Origin of the sequence: [Clostridium] clostridioforme AGR2157 (assembly GCF_000424325.1) — a bacterium.
GTDB lineage: Bacteria > Bacillota > Clostridia > Lachnospirales > Lachnospiraceae > Enterocloster > Enterocloster clostridioformis_A.
Genome location: NZ_AUJR01000027.1, coordinates 1 through 26,133, shown reverse-complemented (window position 1 = coordinate 26,133; position 26,133 = coordinate 1). Strand labels below are relative to the sequence as shown.

Annotated in this window: 27 protein-coding genes and 3 pseudogenes; 9 read left to right on the top strand and 21 right to left on the bottom strand. The window is 51.6% G+C overall.

The annotated features are described in order from the left end of the window. Window positions 1–10 precede the first annotated feature (10 nt). The 8 genes from G614_RS0112300 to G614_RS0112265 all read right to left on the bottom strand — a co-directional run bounded on the left by G614_RS0112300 (window position 11) and on the right by G614_RS0112265 (window position 8,832). Complete coding sequence (locus G614_RS0112300; protein ID WP_027642181.1) at window positions 11–961, bottom strand: ABC transporter permease; 951 nt, start codon at window positions 959–961, stop codon at window positions 11–13. Between the two features lie 86 nt (window positions 962–1,047). Then, window positions 1,048–2,664 carry an ABC transporter substrate-binding protein gene (locus tag G614_RS0112295; RefSeq protein WP_027642180.1) on the bottom strand — a complete coding sequence of 539 codons (1,617 nt, stop codon included), beginning with the start codon at window positions 2,662–2,664 and terminating at the stop codon, window positions 1,048–1,050. 379 nt (window positions 2,665–3,043) lie between these two features. Next, the gene (locus tag G614_RS0112290; RefSeq protein ID WP_027642179.1) at window positions 3,044–3,670 is read right to left on the bottom strand and encodes a cyclodeaminase/cyclohydrolase family protein; all 627 of its coding nucleotides are present in this window, start codon (window positions 3,668–3,670) and stop codon (window positions 3,044–3,046) included. Between the two features lie 48 nt (window positions 3,671–3,718). Next, window positions 3,719–4,321, bottom strand: a complete 603-nt coding sequence (locus G614_RS0112285; protein WP_027642178.1) for a pentapeptide repeat-containing protein — start codon at window positions 4,319–4,321, stop codon at window positions 3,719–3,721. Between the two features lie 18 nt (window positions 4,322–4,339). After that, a complete protein-coding gene (locus G614_RS34410; RefSeq protein WP_044917678.1) occupies window positions 4,340–4,615 on the bottom strand; it encodes a DUF3795 domain-containing protein in 276 nt (91 codons plus the stop codon). Continuing rightward, window positions 4,554–4,715: a hypothetical protein gene (locus G614_RS29980; RefSeq protein ID WP_044917687.1), complete on the bottom strand. Its 162-nt coding sequence runs from the start codon at window positions 4,713–4,715 to the stop codon at window positions 4,554–4,556. Before G614_RS29980 ends, G614_RS34410 begins: the two co-directional genes overlap by 62 nt. Window positions 4,716–4,813: 98 nt before the next feature. Further along, the gene (locus G614_RS0112270) at window positions 4,814–7,693 is read right to left on the bottom strand and encodes an AAA family ATPase (protein WP_027642177.1); all 2,880 of its coding nucleotides are present in this window, start codon (window positions 7,691–7,693) and stop codon (window positions 4,814–4,816) included. Next, window positions 7,690–8,832 carry an exonuclease SbcCD subunit D gene (locus G614_RS0112265; protein WP_027642176.1) on the bottom strand — a complete coding sequence of 381 codons (1,143 nt, stop codon included), beginning with the start codon at window positions 8,830–8,832 and terminating at the stop codon, window positions 7,690–7,692. Before G614_RS0112265 ends, G614_RS0112270 begins: the two co-directional genes overlap by 4 nt. A 180-nt stretch (window positions 8,833–9,012) precedes the next feature. Between G614_RS0112265 and G614_RS0112260 the strand changes: the two genes are divergently transcribed. Continuing rightward, window positions 9,013–9,246: a hypothetical protein gene (locus G614_RS0112260; RefSeq protein ID WP_002572012.1), complete on the top strand. Its 234-nt coding sequence runs from the start codon at window positions 9,013–9,015 to the stop codon at window positions 9,244–9,246. Window positions 9,247–9,397: 151 nt separating this feature from the next. Here the strand turns inward: G614_RS0112260 and G614_RS0112255 are convergent, their stop codons facing one another. The 6 genes from G614_RS0112255 to G614_RS0112230 form a co-directional block, all read right to left on the bottom strand. Further along, window positions 9,398–9,865 (bottom strand): HAD family hydrolase, encoded by a 468-nt coding sequence (locus G614_RS0112255; RefSeq protein ID WP_027642175.1) that lies wholly within the window; start codon window positions 9,863–9,865, stop codon window positions 9,398–9,400. 33 nt (window positions 9,866–9,898) lie between these two features. Continuing rightward, window positions 9,899–10,609: a PHP domain-containing protein gene (locus G614_RS0112250; protein ID WP_027642174.1), complete on the bottom strand. Its 711-nt coding sequence runs from the start codon at window positions 10,607–10,609 to the stop codon at window positions 9,899–9,901. Continuing rightward, a complete protein-coding gene (locus G614_RS0112245; RefSeq protein ID WP_027642173.1) occupies window positions 10,606–10,938 on the bottom strand; it encodes a hypothetical protein in 333 nt (110 codons plus the stop codon). Before G614_RS0112245 ends, G614_RS0112250 begins: the two co-directional genes overlap by 4 nt. A 58-nt stretch (window positions 10,939–10,996) precedes the next feature. Then, window positions 10,997–12,391 carry a [Fe-Fe] hydrogenase large subunit C-terminal domain-containing protein gene (locus tag G614_RS0112240; RefSeq protein WP_027642172.1) on the bottom strand — a complete coding sequence of 465 codons (1,395 nt, stop codon included), beginning with the start codon at window positions 12,389–12,391 and terminating at the stop codon, window positions 10,997–10,999. 30 nt (window positions 12,392–12,421) lie between these two features. Further along, window positions 12,422–12,844: an ATP-binding protein gene (locus G614_RS0112235; RefSeq protein ID WP_027642171.1), complete on the bottom strand. Its 423-nt coding sequence runs from the start codon at window positions 12,842–12,844 to the stop codon at window positions 12,422–12,424. Between the two features lie 94 nt (window positions 12,845–12,938). After that, window positions 12,939–13,286, bottom strand: a complete 348-nt coding sequence (locus tag G614_RS0112230; protein WP_002575931.1) for a DRTGG domain-containing protein — start codon at window positions 13,284–13,286, stop codon at window positions 12,939–12,941. A 214-nt stretch (window positions 13,287–13,500) separates the two neighbouring features. Here G614_RS0112230 and G614_RS0112225 point away from each other — a divergent pair, with 214 nt between their 5' ends. The 6 genes from G614_RS0112225 (at window position 13,501) to G614_RS31265 (ending at window position 18,979) form a co-directional block, all read left to right on the top strand. Beyond that, window positions 13,501–13,995 (top strand): complex I 24 kDa subunit family protein, encoded by a 495-nt coding sequence (locus tag G614_RS0112225; RefSeq protein WP_027642170.1) that lies wholly within the window; start codon window positions 13,501–13,503, stop codon window positions 13,993–13,995. A 4-nt stretch (window positions 13,996–13,999) separates the two neighbouring features. Next, the gene (locus G614_RS0112220; protein WP_027642169.1) at window positions 14,000–14,557 is read left to right on the top strand and encodes a sensor histidine kinase; all 558 of its coding nucleotides are present in this window, start codon (window positions 14,000–14,002) and stop codon (window positions 14,555–14,557) included. Window positions 14,558–14,738: 181 nt separating this feature from the next. After that, entirely contained in the window at window positions 14,739–15,116 is a 378-nt protein-coding gene (locus G614_RS0112215; RefSeq protein WP_002568573.1) for a (2Fe-2S) ferredoxin domain-containing protein, read from the top strand. Between the two features lie 14 nt (window positions 15,117–15,130). Beyond that, window positions 15,131–16,921 (top strand): NADH-quinone oxidoreductase subunit NuoF, encoded by a 1,791-nt coding sequence (gene nuoF / locus G614_RS0112210; RefSeq protein ID WP_027642168.1) that lies wholly within the window; start codon window positions 15,131–15,133, stop codon window positions 16,919–16,921. A gap of 18 nt (window positions 16,922–16,939) precedes the next feature. Then, window positions 16,940–18,685 carry an NADH-dependent [FeFe] hydrogenase, group A6 gene (locus tag G614_RS0112205; protein WP_027642167.1) on the top strand — a complete coding sequence of 582 codons (1,746 nt, stop codon included), beginning with the start codon at window positions 16,940–16,942 and terminating at the stop codon, window positions 18,683–18,685. A gap of 132 nt (window positions 18,686–18,817) precedes the next feature. Beyond that, window positions 18,818–18,979, top strand: coding sequence for a hypothetical protein (locus G614_RS31265; RefSeq protein WP_155245044.1), 162 nt, complete (start codon window positions 18,818–18,820; stop codon window positions 18,977–18,979). Here G614_RS31265 and G614_RS35030 read toward each other — a convergent pair. The 3 genes and pseudogenes from G614_RS35030 to G614_RS0112185 form a co-directional block, all read right to left on the bottom strand. Then, a pseudogene (locus G614_RS35030) lies at window positions 18,936–19,140 on the bottom strand (hypothetical protein); the annotation flags it as partial. The gene G614_RS31265 and the pseudogene G614_RS35030 overlap by 44 nt on opposite strands. A gap of 305 nt (window positions 19,141–19,445) precedes the next feature. Beyond that, entirely contained in the window at window positions 19,446–22,196 is a 2,751-nt protein-coding gene (locus G614_RS0112190; protein ID WP_027642164.1) for a sensor histidine kinase, read from the bottom strand. Continuing rightward, complete coding sequence (locus tag G614_RS0112185) at window positions 22,168–22,878, bottom strand: response regulator transcription factor (protein WP_027642163.1); 711 nt, start codon at window positions 22,876–22,878, stop codon at window positions 22,168–22,170. Before G614_RS0112185 ends, G614_RS0112190 begins: the two co-directional genes overlap by 29 nt. A 146-nt stretch (window positions 22,879–23,024) precedes the next feature. On the opposite strand from G614_RS0112185, the pseudogene G614_RS29970 reads away from it, so the two are divergent. Beyond that, window positions 23,025–23,168 (top strand): annotated as a pseudogene (locus G614_RS29970) (short-chain dehydrogenase); the annotation flags it as partial. Window positions 23,169–23,385: 217 nt separating this feature from the next. On the opposite strand, the gene G614_RS0112175 reads toward G614_RS29970, so the two are convergent. The 4 genes from G614_RS0112175 to G614_RS27375 all read right to left on the bottom strand — a co-directional run bounded on the left by G614_RS0112175 (window position 23,386) and on the right by G614_RS27375 (window position 25,571). Then, a complete protein-coding gene (locus G614_RS0112175) occupies window positions 23,386–23,718 on the bottom strand; it encodes a cupin domain-containing protein (protein WP_027642162.1) in 333 nt (110 codons plus the stop codon). Between the two features lie 51 nt (window positions 23,719–23,769). Next, window positions 23,770–24,102: a cupin domain-containing protein gene (locus G614_RS0112170; protein WP_027642161.1), complete on the bottom strand. Its 333-nt coding sequence runs from the start codon at window positions 24,100–24,102 to the stop codon at window positions 23,770–23,772. Between the two features lie 76 nt (window positions 24,103–24,178). After that, complete coding sequence (locus G614_RS32715; protein ID WP_242828079.1) at window positions 24,179–24,610, bottom strand: hypothetical protein; 432 nt, start codon at window positions 24,608–24,610, stop codon at window positions 24,179–24,181. 37 nt (window positions 24,611–24,647) lie between these two features. Next, window positions 24,648–25,571: a PLP-dependent aminotransferase family protein gene (locus G614_RS27375; RefSeq protein WP_242828078.1), complete on the bottom strand. Its 924-nt coding sequence runs from the start codon at window positions 25,569–25,571 to the stop codon at window positions 24,648–24,650. A gap of 401 nt (window positions 25,572–25,972) precedes the next feature. Between G614_RS27375 and G614_RS35025 the strand changes: the two are divergent. Further along, a pseudogene (locus tag G614_RS35025) lies at window positions 25,973–26,133 on the top strand (IS91 family transposase); the annotation flags it as partial.

The following is a 26,133-nucleotide window of genomic DNA, read 5'->3' as shown; positions in this document are numbered from 1 at the left end:
ATTTTCCTCCTTACTTGTTTCCCAGCTGGATACGCGGATCCACAAATCCGTACAGAATGTCCACCGCAAGGTTTACCAGCACATAAATCAGAGTTACAAACAGAACCACTCCCTGAATGACAAAAACATCACGGCGCGTAATAGAAGTCATGGTAAGCATGCCCAGTCCCGGTATATTGAACAGGGTTTCGGTCACGATGGTTCCGGTTACAAGGCTGCCAAAGGACTGGCCTACAACGGTCAGTATGGTGGGACCTGCATTTTTCAGTCCGTAAACCAGGACCACGGCAGATTCCTTCAGTCCCTTTGCCCGGGCTGTGCGGATATAATTCATGTAGAGAACATCCAGCATGGCGGAGCGGGACATGCGGGTAATATAAGCGGCCTGGACAATGCCCAGCGACAGGGCAGGCAGAAGCAGATACCTGAGATGTTCCAACAGCCCCTGGCTCAGCTGTACATAACCTGCCACAGGAAGCCACTTCAGGTGAACACCGAAAAACAGCATCAGAAACATGCTGAGCAGGAAACCTGGAATGGCGATTCCCAGCAGGGAAATCGATACTGTAATGATGTCCACAGAGGTTCCCCGCTTGTAGGCAGCCAGGATTCCCATTGGGACAGCGATTACCAGAGATATGAGCTGTGCAAAAACCGCCAGGCTGAAAGTCGGAACAAAGTATTCTCCAATGGCATCCAGTACGGTTGTCTGAAGGAAATAGGACTGTCCCCAGTCACCATGGAGCATATTCATGAACCAGTCTGCGTACTGCACAAAAAAGGGGCGGTCAAACCCCAGCTGCGCATTTAAATCCGCAATGGCTTCCGGAGTGGCTTCCATGCCTAAAAGCGCTGTGGCCGGACCTCCGGGAATCATGTAAACTACCAGGAAAACCATTACAGACACTACAAACAGAGTCGGAATCAGCGAGAGAATCCGCTTTATGATATAAGATAACATTATTATTTCCTTCCCATTCAATCATCCATATTGATGTGACAAAAAGCAGGTGGGGGAAAACCCGCCACCTGCCCGTAAACCAAAAGTTATGCAGGAACCTTCACATTCCAGTAAAGTGGAAAATCGAAGAAATTAAAGCCTTCAACACCGGCCCCTGTGGCCATCAGGCCGCTGTAGTGTCCCAGGACGCTTGCCGCGCCGTATTCGTACAGGAACTCCTGCAAATCATCCCATTTTGCAGATGATTCTTCAGCGGAGGATGCCATACGGATTGCAGCAATCCCCTCGTCTACTTCCGGACGGTCCAGCCCGGCCCAATCCTTGGTCAGAACAGACAGCTGAACCGGATTCAGGTTATAGCGGTTGCTTGTAATATACAGCGAGAACTGATCCGGATTGGCCCTGTGCTCCATAAAGGTTGCAAAGTCATAGCTCTCAACCACCGCATTAATGCCCGCGCTCTGTAATTCAGCCTGGACAACCAGGGTTGCATTGTACATCTCGCCGTAATCAGGTGTCGTCACCAGAACAATTTCCTCATTGTTATAACCGGCCGCTGACAACAATTCCTTTGCTTTCTCAAAGTTATTCTGATTATAATATTCAGAACCTGCATCACTGCCCCACATCGCATCATCCGGGTTACACCAGCCTGGATTGAGCACATACAGGTTTGGGTCTCCGTAGCTTGCCAGCATGATATCATCGCAATTCAGGCAGGCCATAATAGCCTGACGCATCTGCCGGTTGGCCATGATCCCTTTTGTGGTGTTGAAGAACAGGTTGATGGTACCTGCGGTCTTTACATAAAACTTGAGACTGCTGTCACCGGAAAGTTCCTGATACCTCTCCTGGGGCATTTCTTCCGCAATGTCATACTGGCCGGTCTGTACACCGGCAACCCGGGTGGAATCGTCTGTCACCACGCGGAAGTAAATATCCGGAGTGGCTGCCAGTTTTTCACCTGTGAAACCGGAAGACTCCCCGGCCGGCTGCGCATAGTCCTCATACCGGACCAAATGAATGTACTGGTCCTGCTTCCACTCGTCCAGCTTATAGGGACCTGTGCCAATGTATTCCGTAATGCCCTCTGTTCCTGCGGAATCAATAACGGATTTCGGATAAATCGCAGGGAACTGAATGGACGCGGCAACTACAGTCAGGGCATCGGCATATGCCTCCGGCAGTGTCATGGTAATGGTATAATCATCTGCTTTTTCAAATACGGTTCCTTCCAGAAGGGCTTTTGCCTTGCCGGATAATTCCAGCCATCGGGACATGGAGGCAACCACATCGTCAGCTGTCATTTCCTGTCCATTGTGGAACTTGACGCCCTGGCGCAGTTTGATTGTGTAGACCTTGCCATCCTCACTTATGGTGTAGGAATCAGCCAGGACACCGGCCGGCTCATAGTTTGCGTCCATAGCAAACAGCGGCTCGTAGATATGGGTACCGATTCCGCCCACAATGTTGGAATTGACGCCGTGAACATCCAGGCTTGGCGGATTTGCTGTTATGGCGACGTTCAGCTCTGTTTTATAACTTTTTCCCCCTGTTGGCTTTGTGGTTTCTGTCCCCTCAGCCGCCCCTCCTACAACTGCGGCGGAGGGCTCCTCCTTTGCCCCGCCGGACTGGCTGCATGCAGTCAGCATCACGGCGCCGAGAGCCAGGGCCAGCAAACGGGACCATTTCCTGTGTTTCATAATAGTAAAACCTTCCTTTCCGACAGATACAGGAATCCGTAAAACCAGTCGTCAGCCCTGTATCTGGAGTATTGAATGATGTAAAAAATGACGGCCTCATTATAGCATCGGTGCATTTTTTTGTCTACTTCTACCAATTACAACATTAATCCAATTATTTTTCCATAATTCCTATTACATATTTTCAATTTCAGTTCTTTTGTTTTAATTCAACAAATCATATATATAACTTCAGCAATTAAGAAGAATATTTACTGGATTTCTCAATGTGTGACTGAATTCAGCCGCACCCCGGATAGAAATGTTATATAAATGTACTTTTTGTTCATAGAAAAAAACTATAGGCTCTTATCCTGTAAAAACCGGCAATTTCCGGCTTCTATCTCAGCTGCTCAAGCACCTTCTGATATATGCGGTCCGCTGCCTCTGTCCCCTCCTTAATCAGGCGCTCCGCCTTTTCATTCATTTCTTCTGCCTTCTCCCTGTTCTTCATGGACCTGGTATTGATGTACACATTCATCACGGCTCCCAGCAAGGCGGTCCGGATAAACTGGACTCCCACACCAACGTCGCTGACAGCCATCCTGCTTCCCTTATCAGCAAGGATATCCATGATTTCCAGCATTTCCGCTGCCTTTTCCATGATTTCCATTGGCACGAGACTGGCATCTAACAGTCGTGCTTCCATGACCTCTGCCTTGTATGCCTTTTCTTCCTCTGTACCTGAGGGAAGGCTGTAGCACTTGGCCAGAGGCGCAAACACCTTTGCATCCTGGTCAGCCAGCGCGGTAAATTGTCCCTGGATTCCCTTCATCCGCTCTGCCAGTTCCTTAATCTCATCCTCCGCCTGCGCATACTTCTTCTTGCCTATGGTCAAATTGGCCACCATCTGTCCCAGGGCATTGCCCAGGGCGCCGGCCAGGGCCGAGGCGCCGCCGCCGCCCGGTACCGGCTCCTTTGAAGACAATACATCCAAAAACCCCTGAATTGTCATGCTCTCTACCATTGTAACATCCTCCTGTTTTCCTATATATAGTTTATATGATACAACTTATTACACGATTTTTACTCCCATCAGCCTGGCCAGCTCAGCAGCCTGCAGCAGGCTGACCTTTACGCCCGCCAGTTCCGTAAATTGATCTGAGACCATGATGCCGTCAATGACGCACTCCGACAAATCCATTCCCTTTAACGGTGTTCGGAAAAAATCCGTCCCGGCCAGGTCCGTGGAGGAAAAAACCGTCTTTTTAAATTTCACCTCAGACATGAAGGACTCCCGGAAATTACAGCCCCTTATTTCACCGAACTCCCAGAAGGCAGTGGAGAAATTCCCATAGTGGAACTGACTGTCGAGAAGCTTTACCCACTTAAACGTGGAATTGCAGAACTGGCTTCCGTCCCCCTTTGAGTCTGATACATTCACATTCTTCCAATAGGTATCCCGAAAAGAGCAGTTAGAGAAATCACACTTGTCAAATATCACATTGCAGAAGGATGCACCGCTGAAATCACATTCCTCCATCCTGCACCTGACGAATTTCACCGTGTCAAACTCCACTCTTTTCCCTGATATCCTTATAACCCTTTGGTCTTCATAAATCTTATCCATAATCGGATATTCCTGATTGGCTGCTTCCGCCATATCCTCTGACAGCATATACCCTCCATGGTGATTTTATTTTGCCCATTCCCTGCACTGTTTTAGCCTTGGCTCTGTATCAAAGCCCATGTCCGTTCCCATGGATGCCTCCATCTCACAGGGAAAATCCGGACATTCTCCGCAGTGGTTCAGTCCTTTTGCCTCGCAGCAGGATTTTACCCCGCATTCACCGCCCCAGAAGGGCTTTTCCATGGTTACACATCCCGTGCAGCGGACCGCTTCCTTTCTTTCACATTGATTGCAGCAGACGGATACGTCCTTCCCCCACCACGCTTCGGTATCGGAAGGAATATCCGCAGGCCTGGTCCGCCGCCTTCAGACCATGGGCACACTCCCGTATAATTTCCCTTATTCCATATGTATCCTTAACTTCCCTGTCCTTTCTTCTCACCTTATTCTCCTTATCCGTGTTCTCCTTACCTGCCTGATGAATCTGTCATCCATAACCGCGCCCCACCTTCATTCCCATTCTGCTTCCGTCAAGTTCCGTCATGTTTCAATATATGCCCTGCTTCCGCCTGTCTTGTCCTTAACCACTACAATCTGATGCTCGATTCGTTCCTTCAGCTCCCCCACATGGGAGATGATGCCCACCAGACGCCTTCCCTCTGCCAGGTCTCCCAAGGACTTCATGGCCAGGTTCAGGGTATCCTCATCCAGGGACCCAAATCCCTCATCCACAAAAAGGGTGTCCAGACGGATTCCTCCTGCGGCTGACTGTATCTCATCCGACAGTCCCAGAGCCAGGGAAAGGGACGCCTGGAAGGATTCCCCGCCGGACAATGTCTTTACGCTGCGCTCCGTGCCATTATAGTGGTCGATGACATTCAGTCCCAGTCCGTTCTTTCCCCTGTTATCCTCCTCCGTACACCGTTTCAGCTCATACTGGCCTCCGCTCATGACCATGAACCTGGTATTTGCCCTGGCAATGATGCGCTCGAAATACGCCATCTGCGCATATGTCTCCAGGGTAATTTTTTCCTTGCCCCCCACTTCTCCTGCCGCTGTATCGGAAAGGGCCTTGACCCACGTCCATTCCTTTTGTATCTCTTCCATGGACGCCTTCTGTTCCGTGATACGTTCCCTTGCCATGCGGTTGGTTTCCAGTCTGTGGTGAAGCCTGCTTTTCTCCTGCTCCAGACCGGTCAGCCTCTCCCTTGCCTCAGACTGGCGCTGCCGGTTCTCCTGCATCCGCTCCTCCAGACAATCAATGGCCAACCTCTCCTTCCCCGCTATCTGACCTCTCAGCGCCTCCAATCGGGCCTGTGCGTCCGACACCCGGCGGCTTACCTGGTTATAGGATTCTTCCGCCTCCTTAAACGCCTTTTCCAGTCCGGCCAGAAAGGCCTTCTTCTCTGCCAGCTCCGCCTGTGCGGCCCTCCTGTTCTCATAGGGCAGGGAGGACTCCATCTCCTTAAGGCGGCTCTCCAGTTCTCTTTCCTTTGCATGGCTCTCTGCCAGCATCCTCTGGGCCTGCTGTTTCCGGTCCGAGGCTGCTTCCAGGGATTGACGCCCTAAGGCCCTTCTGCCTTCAATGGCTTCCTTATATTCCTTTCTCTTCTTCCGTTCCTGAATCTTCTTCTTTTGGGCAGCAGCCTGGCGCTCCAGCTGGCCTTTGAGCTGGCCCATCATCTGTTCCCACTGTTCAAGGAAATACCTGCGCCCCTGCCGCACATCCCCTGTCTCTGAGGCCAATGCCCCGGCGTCGGATTTTGCCTGGTGAATCCGCTGCTGCCAATCCTCCTTCCAGGAAGCCACCTCAGCATCAATCTGCTGCTTCATCCTTTCATAGCGGGTATCCAGACTGCCTGCCAGCCTTCCTGCTTCCAGGCTGAGCCTGGCAGCCGCCTTGTCCTTTTCCTCGGCAACAGCCTTAAGCCGGTCTACCTTGTCCTTGGCTGCCTCTTTTCCCTCCTCCAGATACCGTGCAGGCGCCGGATGGGTGACGGAGCCGCATACAGGACAGGGCTCGCCTTCTGTGAGCCGCGAAGCCAGGATTCCCGCCTGATTGTCCAGGAATCTCTGATACATCTCCCTGTAGGCATCGTCTGCCCTCCGGCGCTCCTCGTCGGCTGCCCTGTAACGCTCTCTGGCTGCCTCAAGCTTCTTCCTCTCCTGCCCGTACTGCGCCAGCTCCTCTGCCAGCAGCCCGATACGCGCACTGTATTCACGCAGTCTCTCCCCTGCCGTCAGGGCTGCCTGATACTCTTCTCCTGCCTGGCGAAGGGTTTCCAGGGTCTTCTCATCGCTGTCATTTCGTTCCTTCCACTGCTTTTCCTCCAAGGCCGCCTGCTCCAGCCTGTTTCCAAGGCTCTCTGTCTCCTTCCTGCATGCCTTCAGATTCTCCTGCAACGCGTCAAAACGGTCGTAGGTTTTCAGGTTTTCTTCCATCCTGGTAACAGCGCCAATCAGGCCATCTCTGTCAGCCTGGCGTTCCTTCTCCCTCTCATACCTGACCCTTGCCTGCTCCAGAACCGGCGTATTCTCCCTGAGCACATCCGCGGCCGCGGCCATATCCCGGCAGACCGCGGCATCCCCCTGCATTTTGCCCAGCTCCATTCCAAGGGCAGCTATCTCATCCCTGACCAGAGCCATGGCCTTGTCTTTCCCCTGCTGCTGCGCCTCATCTGCCGTAATCAGCTGGTCCAGCACCTCCAAAAGAGCTTCCAGGCTTCCCTGGGGCACCTCCTTCCAGCGAAGCTTAAGTTCCTCACTATGGCCCTCTGTGATAACACCCCCGGCATACTGTTCCATGCTCTTTCTGCTGTCCGCGTAGCGGCCATACAGGCCCTTGGCCCGGTCCTTCAGCTTTTCCTGAAACAGCTGATAGGGCTTTGTCTTGAATATTTCCCGGAAAATGCTTCCCCGATCCTCGGTTCTACCTGACAGGAGCCTGGAAAAACTGCCCTGGGCCAGCATGGCAATCTGGGAGAACTGCTCCCTGTTAAGGCCCAGAAGCCTTTCCACCTCCACAGTTACCGCCTTATCTCCTGTAACGAGCCTGCCGTCCGGCATATGAAGCTCCGCGTCAGGCTTCTCCCTTGTCTCTCCTTCACCTCTTTGTTTTGCCCTCATATACTCAGGATTGCGCCGCACCCTGTATTCCCTTCCATTATAGGAAAAACCCATCTCCACATAGGTCCTGGCATCCGGCCTGGCATATTTGCTCCGCAGCATCCTGGGTTTGCGGCTGTCCCCGCTGGCATTGCCGTAAAGGGCAAATGCAATGGCGTCAAACAGGGTGGTCTTCCCCGCACCGGTGTCACCCGTAATGAGATAAAGACCCCGGTCTCCCAGGGAGGCCATATCCAGGGTGACTTCACCTGCATATGGTCCAAATGCGGATATTATCAGTTTTGTCGGCCTCATCTGCTTCCCTCCCATATCTCTTCCATCAGTTTTCCCGCAAAGTCAGCCTGCTGCTGTGTCATGGGCTGATTGTTCTGAAGCTGGTACAGTTCCTCCAACAGCACAATGGGCGGCTTGTCCGCCTTGGCGGCAGCTTTCACCACCTTCCCTTCCCTGGTGCGCTTATTATCATAATCCAGCTTCATTACATTGGGATAAATGGAGCGCAGCTTGCCTATTGCATCCAGTATATCCTCTTCATCCGTAAGGGTTATGTGAAGGTAATCATCCACAGCCGTACCCTGGTAAAAATCACGGCTGGTCAGTTCCTCATAGCTTCCTTTCAGCTCCCGCATATCATGGAGGGGCTTGAGGGGACGGGTATTCACTGTCACATTTCCCTTTTCCAGCAGCTCCACCACGGTCACTGACTTCCTGTGGTTCACCTCAGAGAATGAATATTTAAGGGGGGTCCCGCTATAGCGCAGGGTATCCCTTCCCACCTTCTGGGGCCCATGGATATGTCCCATGGCCACATAATCAAAGTAATCGAACAGATCAGCGCTCACCTGGTCCATGCCGCCGATGGACAGCTCCTCCGAGTCACAGCAGGACGCACCGGTGACAAACTGGTGGGCAATCAGAATATTGCGGTCATCTGCCCCCTTCTTATGTTCCGTCATATGCTCCAGCGCGCAGCGGACCGCGTCATCAAAGGTTTCAATGCCTTCCTCCGGGCAGAACCTCCTCACAACAGCAGGCTTTATAAAGGGCAGCATATAGACCCACAGGCTTCCGTACCGGTCCTCCATATGAACCGGCTCCACATGACCGTCATACACAGGCGCCATATAGACCCTTCTGTCCTTCATAAGCTGCCCTCCAAAGGCCAGCCGCTCCGGACTGTCGTGATTCCCGCTGATGACAAACACAGGCAGATTCCGGCCCGCCAGCCCGGTCAGGAAAGCGTCAAAGACCTGCACTGCCTCAGCCGGCGGCACAGGTTTATCATATACATCCCCGGCTATGAGCACGCCGTCAGGCATTTCCTCCTCAGCAATCATGAGTATCTGGTCAAATATATATTTCTGATCCTCCAGCACGGAAAAACCATTGACACGTTTTCCGATATGAAGGTCTGATAAATGAATGAATTTCATATTTCTTCCTTTCATGTGCATCTTTAACCATAATACCACGAGCCGGGCATCATTTACAAGACCATACGGCCGGTCCTTTTCCATGACGGCTGCCCTATGGAAATATTGGACTGGACCGCTGCCTTTAAAATATGGTAAACTAGTACTGCATTGCGTAAATTCCTGTTTGGAGGTGAGCATATGAATCCGATGAATCTTCTTCAATTAAAACCGGCCTGGAACCAGTTCAAGGCCAACCATCCCAAGATGCTGTCATTTGTCAAAGCCGCTTCCAGGGACGGGGTCATGGACGAGGGAACCCTGATTGAAATTACCGTCACATCCAGCACCGGCCAGACCATAGCTTCCAACATCCGGGTCAAAAAATCCGACCTGGAATTCTTAGGAGCACTTAAGGATGCACTGGAAGATTAGATGCCAAGGGCGCCCGCCCTGCCTTGCGGCAGGAGGACGCCCTGTTGATTAATCGGATGTTTTGTTCTGCTTCGTTGAATTTTCAGACATGCTTTCTGTGATGGCTGCTGCTGCGTATCAATTTCATAATCTACCATGCAGCTTTAGCACATCAGCTTCTCAGTGTCGCCCGCAGCCGATCCGGCTTCAGCAGAAGGTCCAGCCCGTCCTCAATGGAGCGAACCACCACAGATGCATGGCTTAACAGGGCAGCGCACATGCCTTCCCGTTCCAGTACCGCTATGGACAGCCGGGCCGCGTCAAACATCTGTATATCATTAAAGCCATTGCCAAGACAGGCCACGCCGCCCTCAAGACCCTTTACGATTTCTTCCTTGCATCCGGCAGCCCCCTCCCGCGGAAAGGTCCTTACCGTTACGCCCAGAGGTTCACACTGGCGCGTCACCGTGCCGTAGGTATCGGCAGTAAGCACATGCACCTTTACATGTTCCCTGAGCCGGGAAATCCGTTCCCCCGCTCCCTTTAGCAGCAGTCCATCCACTGCCACTGTCCCGTTATAATCCAGGACCACATGGTCAATTCTAAGGGGCTCCCGCCCAGGTATCTCTATTATAATCACAGCACCAGACAGCCTCCGAAAGAACTGCCACTCCTACAGCAGAGCCCTCACCACCGCCTCTGCCGACCGCTCCTCCACCTGTATGGTAAGGTTGGGTTCATTGATATGCTCCAGATAATGGGCATCCGAATTGCTGATAATCCTGCACTGCTCCAGATACGGATTATCCCGCTTCAGCTGATGCAGTTTCTTCAGGTCCCTGACCTCCGCTGTCTTAAAACAGCTGTCCGGAGGTACGAAACCCAGATTTGCAATCAGGCTGTTGGCCGTCTTATCCACATGGGCCGGGAACATGACGCCGTCATAGGAGCGGACCAGGTTCCACAGGCTGTCAAAGGATATTTCCGTTGCGTTAATCAGCAGGTTGGGCTCTGCGGCGCACACCTGGTCCCGGGCATCGTAAATCTGCTGTTTTCCGAATATCTCTTCCTTATTAGGAAATTTAATCAGTTTATCATAAACATAGGCATCAAAATCAAGTGCCTTCTCCAATGCAGGGAAAAGGCACACTGCATGGACTTCCTCGGACGTATTGATTTCCATGCCAGGCACTGCCAGCACACCGTACTCCGCGGCAGCCGCCATGAAAGCCGGACAGTTGCGGCATGTATTATGGTCTGTAAGGGCAGCCACGTCCAATCCTTTTAAAGCCGCCATACCCGCAATGTTGGCAGGCGTCATATCATCATCCCCGCAGGGCGACAGGCAGGAATGGATATGCAGGTCATAAGCCAGATTCATCATGACAGCATAACGTGAATCTTAAGGGCCGCCTCAAAGACAGGCATATCCGTTGACAGCACCGTTATCTCCTGGTCAAGGGCCTTTTTCCTGGCAGCATCATCCAGAACCGCACCTTCCGCCAGAATGACACAGGCCGTATCTGTCAGGGCCGCCACTGCCAGTGTATTCATGTTGGCCATCACGGTCACCCACGCGCAGCCCGCCGGGGCGCGTCCCATGGCAATGCTCAGCAGGTCGCAGCAAAACGGAACCGTAATCTGCCGGTCCAGGCTGTCACCCAGGTTCACCACACCGAATATCTGTTTGTCAATCAATTCCTGAACTGTCATAAAATCCTCCTCTGCCCACAAAGCGTCGTCATTTCCGGAACCCCGGCCGGCGGCGCTTTCAATCTTCATCCTCGTCCTTCTTATCAAGCACGGACATCTCGTCCGATATTCTCTGTATGTATTCCTTCAGGATGCGCAGTGTCTCCTGGCCCCCTCTGTCTCCTTTATGCAGGTCGTCTGCCAGCACAGCCACTTCCTCAGACAGCTTGTGCAGATTTTCCCGCAGATAGTAAACACAGTCCGTCTCATTGGCATCCCCCCTGACAATATCCTCTGCCAGGGCCTTACAGGTAGGGGCGCCGCAGGAACCGCAGTCCAGCCCCGGAAACTTCTTCATGAGGCGCTCCACCTGGTTTAACCTGGAAAAGCTCTCCATCATGTTATTGCCCAGGCGGAAAACCGGCTCATACTGGACGCCGGTGGTCCATTTGATTACGTTCTCCTCGCTCTCGTGCATATGGCTCCTGGCCACAGGCATGTATTTGCGGAGACGTTTCAGTTTGACCTCCGCCACATATGGATTCTCCACAGTCAGAACGCCGCCCACGCATCCGCCGTTGCAGGCGTTCAGCTCCACAAACCGGAGATTGGTGAACTTCTGGTCCTCCATGTCCTCCAGCACGCGAATCACATTCTCAATGCCGTCCGCCGCCAGGTAATTTTCCGTAAAAAGGCCGCTGGCCTCTCCTCCGCTGTGTCCCCAGCTGATTCCGATTTTTCCCGATGTACCGATGACAGGATAATCCTCTCCCACCACAGTCTTCATGCAGGCCAGCAGCTTGGGATACACGTCCTTGATGGCCAGCACCTGGTCAATCTCGCTCTTCTCTGTTCCCAGGGGTGACTTTACATAGGTCACCTTGGAGGGACAGGGGGAAATGAATATAATGCCAATCTGTTCCCTCGGCAGTCCCGTGTCCTCCATAGCCTTCCTGATAGCCAGAGCAGCAGCCACCTCCACCGGCGGATTGATGGGAAGGAGATGGGGAATCAGGTTGGGGAAACGGACCCGAATCAGACGCACCACAGATGGGCATGCGGTGCTGATTAGAGGCAGCTGTTCCTCGTGCTCCGATATGTACTGCCTGGTAGCCTCGCTGACCAGCTCCGCAGCGGCGCTGACCTCAAACACATCGTCAAAGCCCATAAGCAGCAGCGCGTTGAGCACAATGTTCACATCGTCCAGGTTGTTGAACTGGCTGTACAGGGATGGGGCCGGAAGGGCCACCGTGTATTTATACTTCTTCATCACATCCAGCTTATCATAGGTCGCAAGCTTTGCATGGTGGGGACAAACCCTGATGCACTCACCGCAGTCAATGCAGAATTTGTTATTGATACTGGCCTTGCCGCCCCGCACCCGGATGGCCTCCGTAGGACACCGCTTGATACAGTTGATGCAGCCCTTGCACAGGGATTCATCCAGCCTTACGGAATGATAAAATTTATCCATTTTACCACCTCATTCTTTCACTCTCGCATACTACAGATTCACCACCATGGTGATGGTGGTCCCCTCACCGATTCTGGTGTCAATATCCATGGAATCAGAGTACTTCTTCATATTTGGCAGTCCCATGCCTGCTCCAAAGCCCAGGGAACGGATTTCATCCGGCGCGGTGGAATAACCTGCCTGCATGGCAAGCTTCACATCCGGTATACCAGGACCCACGTCGGCCAGTATCATTTTAATTTTCTCCGGCGTTATCTCCACGGTAATGACGCCCCCCTTAGCGTGGATTACCATGTTGATTTCCCCTTCATACATAGCTATGGCCACCTTACGGATGGCATCGGGACTCACGCCTATCTGTTTCAGTTTTCGTTTCACATCGCTGCTGGCTTCACCTGCCCTTGTGAAGTCATCCGCTGATATGTCATATGTTAATACAATTGCTTCCTCCATAATTGGTTCCCTTCATTAATTATATATTTTCTCCCGGTATCAGCCGGAACGCACTGAATCATTCCGGGACACACTGAATCAGACACCAGGAGCATCAGATTGCCCCGCCGTGCAGCCCAGCCTGGTACAGCATACCGCAGGCAGAGAACATGCGGTGGCCCGTGGCCATGACCACAAGCCCCCGGTCCCTGGCCATCTCCAACATGGATTCGTCCGGTTTCTTTCCCCTAACAAAAATGATACAGACAATGTCTAACATCTCCGCTGTCCGGATAACCTGCGGATTGCACAGACCTGTCAGAAGTACGGAGTGGTCTTTGGAAAATGCCAGTACATCGCTCATCATATCCGAACCGCAGGCCGACTTTACCTCCCGATCCAGGAACTCTTCTCCTGCCAGGACCCTGGCCCCTAATACATCTTTTACATCCCTAACCGTCATACCCTTGTCTCTCCTTGCTATCATTGCTTGTCAATTGTACTCATTTCCGTACATTATAGCATACCATCCAATTTGTCTGTTTTCAATATAATTCCGTTTTTTTACATGTTTTTTATCGTTAGAAATTTCACATTAACAGTAGATTTTTTTTCCTATACATGATAAAATATTGATACATTGCACAATGTACAACTAGTGAGGAGGTAATAAAAAGATGGCTTGCAAAAAACAAACTGTTCCCTTTAAGGGGACGCCTGAGCAGGAAGCAGCGCTGAAATCAGCGATTGCCGAGCTGGGTGACCAGCCGGGCGCGCTGATGCCGGTTATGCAGAAGGCCCAGGAAATTTATGGTTATCTTCCTATCGAAGTGCAGACCATGATATCTGACGAAATGGGTATTCCGCTGGAAAAAGTCTACGGAGTATCCACATTTTATGCCCAGTTCGCGTTACAGCCAAAGGGTAAGTACAAGATATCTGTCTGTCTCGGTACCGCATGTTACGTAAAAGGCTCCGGTGAAATCTTCAGGAAACTGGAAGAATTGCTGGGCATCACCAATGGTGAGTGCACAGCAGATGGCAAATTCTCCCTGGACTCCTGCCGATGCGTTGGCGCCTGCGGACTTGCGCCCGTCATGATGATTAACGGCGAGGTGTACGGAAGGCTTACTGTCGATGACATACCAGGCATTTTAGCCAAGTACAGCTAAGCCTATGATGACAGAGATTTCCCTGAATGTATTAGATGTATCGGAGAATTCCACACGGGCAGGCGCCTCGTTGGTGACCATCCTGGTGACCGTTGATACAAGCGCTGACAAGCTGACCATTGTCATAGCCGACAACGGATGCGGGATGACGCATGAACAGGCAGCCCATGTAACGGACCCTTTCTTTACCACCAGGACCACCAGGAAGGTAGGGCTTGGGATTCCATTTTTCAAATATGCCGCGGAAAGCACCGGCGGCAGCTTCCATATTGAATCGGAACCAGGTAAGGGAACCACCGTGACAGCAGTCTTTGGACTGTCCCATATCGACAGGATGCCTTTGGGCGACATGAACGCCACCATACACAACTTGATTGTATATCATCCCGATACGGATTTTCTTTATACCTATACATACAACGATGCATCATTCACCCTGGACACCAGGGAGATGAGGGAGATTCTGGGAGGAATCCCGCTCAACACCCCCGAAGTGTCCGCTTACATAATGGAATATCTGAAAGAGAATCAACGGGAAACTGACGGAGGTGCCCTGATTTAAAGGGGTATCGTCAAACATGACATGTATCGCACGTAAGCGCCTAAAAGACAGGCGCCAAGTGCTCATAACGAGCCACTCCACTAGGTTCGTGGAATACCTCACCAAGTGGAGATGACATGTATCGCACGTAAGCGCCTAAAAGACAGGCGCCAAGTGCTCATAACGAGGAGGATAATCGCACATGAAAACTCTTGCTGAATTACAGGCAATCAGAGAAAAGATGCAGAGCCAGGTCAACATGCGTGCCGAAGACCACGATCATATCCGCGTGGTTGTAGGTATGGCTACCTGCGGTATCGCTGCCGGCGCCAGGCCGGTTCTGAATACGCTTGCTGACGAAGTCCAGAAAAGAGGACTTACCAATAAAATTTCCGTTACCCAGACAGGCTGTATCGGCTTATGCCAGTATGAACCCATTGTGGAAGTCATGGAGCCTGGCAAGGATAAGATTACTTATGTGAAAATGAATGCCGACAAAGCCCTGGAAGTGGTTGAGCGCCACTTGGTTGGCGGCCATCCTGTGGAGAAGTACACCATGGGCGCTGCAGGTCTTAAATAAAGGAGGAAAGTACGATGTATCGTTCACACGTATTAGTCTGCGGTGGTACCGGATGTACTTCTTCCGGCAGCCCGAAGATTATGGAAGCTTTAAAATACGAAATTAAGCGTCAGGGACTGGAAGAGGAAGTGGCTGTTGTAGAGACAGGATGCCACGGACTCTGCGCCTTAGGTCCTATTATGATTGTATACCCGGATGCCACCTTCTACTCCATGGTGCAGGTCAATGACATAGCAGAAATCGTATCCGAGCACCTGTTAAAGGGCCGTGTGGTGACACGTCTTCTGTACCAGGAGACCGTAAGCCCAACCGGCGGCATCAAGGCGCTGATTGACACTGACTTTTACAAAAAACAGCACCGTATCGCCCTGCGCAACTGCGGTGTCATCAATCCCGAAAACATCGAGGAATACATAGGCACTGGCGGATACCAGGCACTGGGCAAGGTGCTCACGGAGATGACTCCGGACGATGTAATCCAGACTCTGCTGGATGCCGGACTCAGGGGCCGCGGCGGCGCCGGTTTCCCAACCGGCCTTAAGTGGAAGCTCTGTAAGCAGAACGACGCTGACCAGAAATATGTATGCTGCAACGCCGACGAGGGCGATCCCGGCGCATTCATGGACCGTTCCGTGCTGGAAGGCGACCCGCATGCCCTTCTGGAGGCAATGGCCATTGCCGGTTATGCAATCGGATCCAACCAGGGCTATATTTACGTCCGTGCCGAGTACCCCATCGCTGTGGACCGTCTGAGAATAGCAATTAAACAGGCCCGGGAGATGGAACTCCTAGGCAAAAACATATTCGGAACCGGATTTGACTTTGACATCGACCTGCGTCTGGGCGCCGGAGCATTCGTCTGCGGCGAGGAAACCGCCCTTATGACCTCCATCGAAGGCAAGCGCGGCGAGCCAAGACCAAGGCCTCCATTCCCTGCTCAAAAGGGTCTGTTCGGCAAGCCAAGTATCTTAAATAACGTAGAAACCTACGCAAACATTCCTCAGATTATCCTGAACGGTCCTGAGTGGTTTGCTTCCATGGGTACTGAAAAGTCAAAAGGAACCAAGGTATTCGCACTGGGCGGCAAGATTAACAACACCGGTCTGGTGGAGGTTCCCATGGGTACCACCCTGCGCACCGTCATCGAAGAAATCGGCGGAGGCATTCCAAACGGCAAGAAGTTCAAGGCAGCGCAGACCGGCGGACCTTCCGGCGGATGTATCCCTGCCGAGCATTTTGATATTCCCATTGACTACGACAACCTGATTTCCATTGGTTCCATGATGGGTTCCGGCGGTCTGATTGTCATGGACGAAGATGACTGTATGGTGGACATCGCCAAATTCTTCCTGGAATTCACCGTGGAGGAGTCCTGCGGCAAATGTACCGCATGCCGTATCGGCACCAAGCGCATGGTGGAAATCCTGACCAAGATTACAAAGGGCCAGGCTGTAATGGAAGATCTGGATAAGTTGGAGGAGCTCTGTCACTATGTAAAGGCCAACTCACTGTGCGGCCTGGGCCAGACAGCTCCCAACCCTGTACTCTCCACCCTTCATTTCTTCCGCGATGAGTACGAAGCACACATCAAGGAAAAACGCTGTCCAGCGGGTGTATGTAAGGCGCTTCTCTCCTTCAACATCGACCGTGACAAATGCCGCGGATGTACGCTGTGTGCCCGCAACTGTCCTGCCGGAGCAATCGTGGGCTCTGTCAAGAATCCACACGTCATTGACCAGAACAAGTGCATCAAGTGCGGCGCTTGTATGGAAAAATGTAAATTCGGCGCTATCTACAAGAAATAATGAGGGAGGGAATATACGATGGAGACAATTAATCTTAAAATCAACGGCATTGCAGTCACCGCTCCCAAGGGTTCCACAATCCTGGAGGCAGCAAGACTGGCACATATCGAGATTCCTACTCTGTGTTTCTTAAAGGAAATCAATGAGATCGGTGCCTGCCGTATCTGTATAGTAGAATTAAAAAATGGAAAGCTGGTAACTTCCTGTGTCTATCCCGCCGAGGAGGGCATGGAGGTATATACCAATACACCCAAGGTACTGGATTCCAGGAAGAAGACATTACAGCTCCTGTTATCCAACCACAACCGTTCCTGTCTGTCCTGTGTCCGCAGCGGACACTGCGAGCTTCAGGAGCTGGCCCACGAGCTGGGCGTGGACGACGAAGGATATTACGACGGCGAGGTTACCCCGTCCGAGATTGATACCTCTGCCGCCCACATGATCCGGGACAACAGCAAATGTATCCTCTGCCGCCGCTGTGTGGCTGTCTGTGAAAATGTACAGGGCATCGGCGTCATCGGCGCCAACAACCGCGGTTTCTCCACCTCCATTGGTTCTGCCTTTGAGATGGGTCTGGGAGAAACCTCCTGTGTATCCTGCGGACAGTGTATCGCGGTATGTCCAACCGGAGCATTGACCGAGAAGGATTATACAGCAGACGTATTTGCTGCCATTGCAGACCCGAAGATGCATGTAATCGTTCAGACCGCTCCCGCTGTACGCGCGGGACTGGGTGAGGAATTCGGCCTGCCTATCGGCACGGATGTGGAAGGCAAGATGGCCGCGGCCCTGCGCCGTCTGGGCTTTGACAAGGTATTTGATACCAATTTCTCCGCAGACCTTACCATCATGGAGGAAGCGCACGAATTCATTGACCGCGTACAGAACGGAGGCGTACTGCCTCTCATTACCTCCTGCTCACCTGGATGGGTTAAATACTGCGAGCACTATTTCCCGGACATGACAGAGAACCTGTCGTCCTGTAAATCTCCTCAGCAGATGTTTGGCGCTATTGCCAAGTCCTACTATGCCGAGAAGTCAGGCATTGATCCAAAGGACATCGTAAGCGTCAGCGTAATGCCGTGTACTGCCAAGAAGTTTGAGATCGGCCGTGATGACGAGGATGCCAACGGAATGCCGGATGTTGACATCTCCATCACCACCAGAGAGCTGGCCCGCATAATCAAGAAGGCAGGCATCAAGTTCTTAGACCTGCCGGACGAGGAGTTTGACGCGCCTCTGGGCCTTGGAACCGGCGCAGCCGTTATCTTCGGCGCTACGGGCGGCGTAATGGAAGCAGCCCTGAGAACTGCCGTGGAAACCCTGACCGGCGAAGAGCTGCCTAAGCCGGACTTCACAGAAGTCCGCGGCACAAAGGGAATCAAGGAAGCCACCTACAACGTGGCAGGCATGGAAGTAAAGATTGCAGTAGCTTCCGGCCTGGGCAATGCCAGGGAGCTGCTTAATAAGGTTAAATCCGGTGAGGCCAACTATCACTTCATCGAAATCATGGGATGCCCCGGCGGCTGTGTAAACGGCGGCGGACAGCCCCAGCAGCCTGGATACGTACGCAACACCACTGACATCCGCGGCCTGCGCGCAAAGGTGCTCTACGATATCGACTTAGGCAACCCAATCCGTAAGTCCCACGAGAATCCTGCCATTAAGGAGCTCTACGCCACTTACCTGGGAGAGCCCGGAAGCGAAAGGGCCCACCACCTGCTCCACACCACCTATGTAAAGAGGAGCATTAACCACCACTAATCGCCACACCTTAATCAACGTATGTTCCGTAAAGACAGATTTTCAACGGTTTTTGCAAGCAATGTACAGCAAAACAGCGGACCGCAGGCTTGCCCCTGCATCCGCTGTTTTGCTATATTTCAGGAGGATACCATGACCGCGCGTCAGAAACGGATTTGGGATTTGCTGGCAGAACACGATTGCCTGACATCCCAGCAGATTGCCGCCCTTCTGCACATAGTGACAGAAGTAAGATGCCATATCATGGAACCACATGCGTGGTGCGGTAAACCTGGTGATCCACATCCTGGTTGATGGCTGTGACGATGCGGTCGCACTCCAGGAAGAGTTCTCAGGATATCCACCGGCGATGCCATGGCTATCAGCCTCACGCCTTCTTCCCTGGCCTCGATTATTTCATCCTTTCCGGCAGGCATCTCCTTCTCAGACCCGCGGTAAATCACAGTCACTTCGGTTCAAAGATAATGTCAGATCCAATCCTGGGTATTCATATGAATCTGCACGCCGCTCCAGACCTGGCAGAAATCATGAAGGCAGATACATAGGACGCCAAGGTCAACCGGAACGTAAACCTGACCTGCGCACCGGATATCATCCTTGGAAGCGGACAGAATACCGTCAAACCTAATCCGGATTCGGATAATATCCAGTCGTAAATTCACTGTGCCGGATGACGGAGATATAACAGAAACACCTCATAGGCCAGCCCGTGATATTAATAAAAAGGGATTTCTATGAGGTGTTTCTTTTCTATTCTTTTCTATTCATCTCTGTCTTTCTTACTGTCTTCTATACTCTCCACCGCCTCCTTGACGCCCCAAACAACGCCTTCCATGTCAAATGCGCCTGTGGATATGTCAAGGTCATCGTCTGTTTCCGATTCCCAGCCATGTGTCTCTCCTGCGGTCTCTCCTGCTCTTTCTTTAGCTTTTTCTTCTGCTTTCGCTCCCGCGGACCCTCCCACATTCTCTTTCTCCATATCCATCGCTGTCCACCCCGACACGCCTGTCGCTCCCAGCACTCCCGACGCTCCCGGCGCTCCCGGCGTTCCCGGCACTCCCGGCGTTCCCGGCACTCCCGGCGTTCCCGGCGTTCCCGGCGTTCCCGGCGCTCCCGTCGCTCCCGGCTTTTCCGGCACTTCCAGCGTTCCCGGTGCTCCCATCGTTTCCGGCATACTCGGAACTCCCCGCACTTCCCGCACAGGCTCCTGCCCGGCTCCGCCCGGTTCTTCCATTTTCCAGCGGATGAATACGCGGAACAAATCGTCCTCCACTTCCAGCTTCATGGTGCCGCCCTGAACCTCCACAAAGCTTCTGGCAATGGCAAGCCCCAGTCCTGATCCCTCTGTATTGCGGGATGTATCCCCGCGGACAAACCGTTCTGTCAGTTCCTCCGAAGATACCTCCAGTTCTCTGGCCGAGATGTTGCGCATGGTTATCAGTACATGGCCGTCATCTTCCTTGACCACCTGGATATAGGCCCGTGTGCCCGGCATTCCGTACTTTGTAATATTCACCAGCAGGTTTTCAAATACCCGGTAAGTCTTCTGGCTGTCCAGATGAAGAAGGATTCTCTCCTCAGGCAGATTGTAACGGAACTCAATCCCGCTGGCGTCAATCTTATCCGCCAGCTCAAACCGCACCTGCTTTAAGAGACTCACTATATCCACATCCTCCAGGTGAAGGCTAACCGTACCGCTGCTGGCCTTGCTGACCTCGAACAGGTCCTCTATGAGCACCTTCAGCCGCATGGACTTCTGGTCCAGTACCCGTATATAGGACTTTCTCTCCTCCTCTGTCACGTTCTCCTGTTTTAACAGATTTACATAAGTGATAATCGCCGTAAGAGGGGTCTTTAAGTCATGGGATACATTGGTAATCAATTCTGACTTGGTCCTCTCGCTTTTCACCTCCTGGGCCACTGCTTTCTTAAAGCCCTCCTGAATCCGGCTCAGCTGTTCCTTAAACGGGTTAAAGATTCCCAGATCCTCCTGAATCTCCACATCCAGGTTTCCCTCTGCTATCTCATTGATACCCTTCAGAAGCGTATTATATTTTTGCTGCATCTGCCCCCAATATTTCTGCAACAGGAAGAACAGAACCAGGGAGTAAATCACCAGGGCTCCGATTCCCCAGAACCAGAGACAGGAGATAATGGTCAGTATGACAAAATTTGCAATAATGGCCTTGCCTATAATCTTGGTGGAACGGCGCTCCCAGTCAGTCTCGTTAAAGACATTGAGGGCATTCAATGTCCAGCGCTTGATGAACCGCAGGAAACGTCCCAGCCATGTGCGCTCTTTGAAATAGCGCCAGGGTCCCAGGGAAAAGATAGCCCTGTAACAGGTAATTCCCCAGTAAAACATTCCGTAGCTGACCATCCAGAATGCCAGATTAATGACCACTGCCATCACATCCGCGGACCAGGGAAGAAAATCCGCTCTCAAAAGTTCGCTCTTCAAGCTGCCGTCCATGGTAGAGGCAATCAGGGCCATAGGTATGGTTCCGCCGCCCATAACGCCCATCCAGGCCACTCCGATACAGCTCAATGGCTCAAATGACAGCCTGCACAGCGCGCTCTTTCCAATTTCAAACCGTTTCACAGCCGGCAGAGCCAGGGCCAGCACTGCCAGCAATCCCAGCACAGATGCGCCTATGGCAAAATAGCCGTTGCTGAAACGGTAATCCCGGAGGGTAAGCTGCTGAACTCCGCTGTCAAACCTGGCATCCGTATAGCCGAACATTTGGGAAGGACTGCACCGGAACTCTACTGTCATGTCCCTGGGTCCCTGGAATTCCACGCCGCTGTAACGGTAGCCCTTGGCCAGTCTTACCTCCAGGGGATCGTAGAATTCAAACCTGGTCAATGACTCCTTGAGGCGCATGATATCCTCATCCCGGTTTCCCTTTATATCCTGGACCTTCAGTATGCCGCTGGAATTAAAGCTTATAGTAAACTGAATCTCGTCATCCTTCAGGGGTTCCCGGAAAAACGCCTTTGGCTCCGTCACATTGCTGCGTCCGTAGGTCCCATCCTGCTCACGGACCCCATAGGACAGGCTGGAATAATACTGCCTGTAGAGGCTTTCCCATTCGCTTCCCGCTCTGTCAATGGTCTGCTGCATGGACTGGTAATAGTATACGTCATAGGGATTCTCACTGTCGTAGACTCCCCCATCCTCCAGCTGTGCCGCAGCTTCGTCTTCCGGTTCCTGCTGGCGGATCTTTTCCTCCAGCCCCGGCAGGAATGTCTGGGCATAAGTCAGGCGCCGCCCTGTATCCTCCTGCATTTTCAGATGCCAGATTTCATAACTGAAATTCATAACCTGGGTTGCCAGGTTTCCAAAATTTCTGCTCTCCTCGACCTGGCGGACGGAACTCCTGTTGTGGTAGCTCTCCGCCTTTGTCTTCATATAGGGATATAACCCTATGGTACTGGCTGATGCCAAAAGCAATGCCAGCATGATAATCAATATGCCCAGCCTATGGCTGCTTATCAATTTTGTATCCAACTCCCCACACCACCTTTACATATTTGGGCTCCCTGGGATTCACCTCAATCTTTTCCCTCAGGTTACGTATGTGTACCATGACCGTATCCGTATTCACTGCCCTTTCGTTCCACACCCGTTCGTAGATTTCCTCCGCGGGAAATACACGCCCCGGGTTCTGTATCAGCAAAAGAAGGATTTTGAACTCAATAGGGGTTACCTTGACCGTTTTGTCATCCACGGCCACCTCTACCGTCTCCTCGTTGACCTCCAATCCTCCCAGTCTGTGGACCTTTGGATTCTCAGCCTGTTTAGAGTTCAGACGGTCCAGAAACCGGTGGTAACGCCGCAGCTGTGAATTGACCCTGGCCATAAGCTCCATTGGGGTAAAGGGCTTTGTGATGTAATCGTCCGCCCCCATGTTCAGGCCCAGTATCTTATCCACTTCCTCTGACTTGGCTGACAGGAAAATAACAGGAAAGTCATATTTTTCACGAAGTTTTGCCGTCATGGTAATACCGTCCATTCGCGGCATCATCACATCCACAATGGCCAGATCAATCTCTCTTTCCTCCAGCACCTTAAGGCCTTCCACTCCGTCTGCTGCCTGGAATACTGCATATCCCTGGCTCTTTAAAAATATTTCCACGCCTTCCCTTATCTCTTTGTCATCCTCTACCAGTAAAATCCGGTCCCCACTCATGTTCATTTCCTCCTTACGCTATTTATCCTAACAACTAAAACAAAATTTAACCTTCATAAAAAACAAAAGAATATCTAAAGTTTTATTGTAACATTCCTAAGCACATTGTTCAACGGGTGATTGCGGCGGTACCACCGGCATAGGAGCCGCCCCAGATGATATTTGCGCTGAATTTCTTTGCCAGCGTCAAGATTGCCGAGGCACTGCGTCCCCTGTTAAAGAAAAAGAAGGGCAACTGTGTGGTGACCTCTTCCAACTCCATCACCAACATGACGGTGCGCATGGACTGGGAAGAGAAACCCAGCGCCTAAAGACGCTGGGTTTCACTACGTTCAAGCCACTTAAGATATGTTTCCATACTACAGCGGACAAGCCCCCTGCACTGCCGAATTGGCCGGTGATGGAGGCTTGTTTTGATATCAGCTTTCTGTTATTCTCAATCTTCCTTGTTCTATTTTACCGCTGTTCTTATTTTTACATCCTTCTTATTTTATTTCTGCATCCTCATTATTTAACCACGGTCAGCATCATCTTAAAGCGTGTCACCGCCTTAACCGCGTGAGGGAGTCCTGCCGGCATCACAACAGCCTGTCCGCCCATCACATGATGCGCCTTTCCGTCTATGGTAATCAGTGCTTCCCCTTCCAGTACAAAGGCCATTGCATCTCCAGACGCTGCATGGGTGCTGACTCCTTCTCCCGCGTCAAAGGCAAACAGGGTGATTCCCACACCGGACTCCTGTGCCAAGGTCAGGCTTACTACCTTTCCGGGGTCATATTCCACTTTCCTCGCCACTTCAAAAGGTACTGCATGTTCCAGATTTTTAATCCGTTTTTCCATCTTGATTCCTCCAGGTTTTATGGTAGACTTCGTAATCAGCGTCTTGAAACATTACTGCTTTGCCGTGATTTGCAGGAGCTTGAAGGGCATCTCCCCTCTCAGGGAATGGAGCACCCCTGCCGGAACCATAAAGACCTGTCCCTGTTCCAGCTGGTGTTCCGCAGAATCTATCTTGAGAATCATCTTCCCCTCTGCCAGCAAGTACATGGTGTCCCCTGGATAATGTTCCTCGCTGACTCCTTCCCCGCCGTCAAATGCCAGCAGGGTCATCTGCACATCCCCGCTCTGGTACAGGCTCATGCTGGCCACCTGACCCGGACGGCACTGAATCAGCGCTGCCAGGTCTTCCGGGCTTTCTGTGGGTAAATGTCTTAAAAATTCCATATAAGACTCCTTTCTTCCGGTGATAGCATTAGTATAATCGCTTTTTATTATTCTTGCAGTTGTTCTGCCAACATTTTTATTTTTTATTCCTTTCACCCCGCAGGCTGATTACACTCCCCGGATTCTCTGAAAACGGCCCCACGCCGTTTTCATTGACGCTGAACCTGGTGGATTGGAGTACGCCGGAAAAGAAAGGCTTGTGTCCTGTCACATACCGGCAGGACATATCCTGTCCACAGGCAAGATGGAACACATCGGTAATATTGTCCACAGCCCTGAACCCGCCTACCCACTGGGTATGGTAGTTCACTGCGTTCGCAAGCTTCATGGTTTCGCCGGATGCAGATGCCATGTCCATGGAAATGGCCTGGTCTGTCTTTTGTCTTTTCATTGTTCCGGAACATCTGGCGGTACAGGCGTCCGTCCGGACCGCAAACAGGGGAAGATATGATATGTCTCGGTTCTTGCTTATCATCCTGATGATTAATTCCGTGTTGCTGATTTCCATAATCATAACCCCTCTGGCTGTTTTTATTGCATCCTAATTATATTTCGTTCAACAATTCCCCCAACCTGCGAATCCCCTCGTCAATCATCCTGCAATCCGCGTTCGTGTAGTTTAGACGCATGGTGTTGGTATTGGTCATATTGATGTAAAACGGGTCACCTGGAACAAATGCAACCTTTTTCTCCAGGGCTTTGGGAAACAGCGATAACGCGCTGACGCCTTCCGGCAGTGTCACCCATAAGAACATGCCGCCGTGGGGCCGGGTGTACTTGACTGTCTTCGGAAAATACCGGTCCATGGCCTCTGTCATGGCCTGCGCCTGCTCTTTATACAGCTGCCTGATTTGAGCGATATGTAGCAATTCTGTATCAGCGCAAATCATGAAGCCGGTGCGCATGCCCGGGGTCACTGTCTTTGAAAATGTCCCCAGCAGGATGCTGCCCGGCAGCTTGCCTGCTCCGATATAAGGAATACGCCCGCCCTCGTCAAAGCGCAGTTCCCCATAAGGGTCGTCCTCCACCAAAACGATTTCCCGCTCCCTCAGGACTTCACGGATACACTTTCTGTTTTCAACTGAATAGCTGAGTCCTGTGGGATTCTGGAAGTCCGGAATGGCATATATAAATTTGACATCATTTTTCAGCGCATCTTTTAACTGGCCAATATCCATCCCTTCCTCTGTCAGTTCAACCGGATAAAATACCGGCTGATATTGGGAAAATGCCTGTATGGCTCCAAGATAACTGGGCTTCTCCACAATCACACCGTCCCCTGTATTTAACAGAGATATAAGGTCCAGGGCCTGCTGAGACCCTGTGGTAATCAGGATATTCTCAATGCCAAGTTTAAGGCCGAATTTGCGGTTGTAGCGGTCCGCTATATACTGGCGTAGTTCAGGGAGTCCGGCCGTGATGGAATATTGAAACAGACTGCTCCCATAATCCCTTACGATGCGCTCCATGGATGCCAGAAGTTCCTCTTGGGGAAACGATACCGGGTTTGGCAGTCCTCCTGCAAATGAGATTATTTGCGGGTCAGCCGCAAAAGGGCACGAACAACAGTAGAATTATATGCAAGACAATTTTACAAATACCCATACAAACAAACCATCAAAAATCATTCAGAGGAAACAGATTATGTCTATCAATTCATTTGACAATTATCCCATGAGCTGGAAACCGGATTTAAGCAGAACATCAGGCCCCAAATATCTGGCGCTGGTAAGCCTGATGGAAGAGGATATTAAGAACGGTACACTGAAAGCAGGAACAAAGTGCCTTCGGCACTCTCAACTCCCCTGCCCCTCACTCATGAGGGGTTTTGGGGGGTTATCTTTTTGACTTTTTATTGTAAAATGTTCTTATGCATTATAACAACATCCTCCAGACTATTTTTTCTGACCACCTTGAATACATCCAATATGTGCTCCGTCCTGGCAAAAATGTTTTGGATAACATCAACAAGATGATCCATTGCCATGATCCTTCTTTTGGCGGCGCTTTCTTTGGCTGCCCTCATTGTGG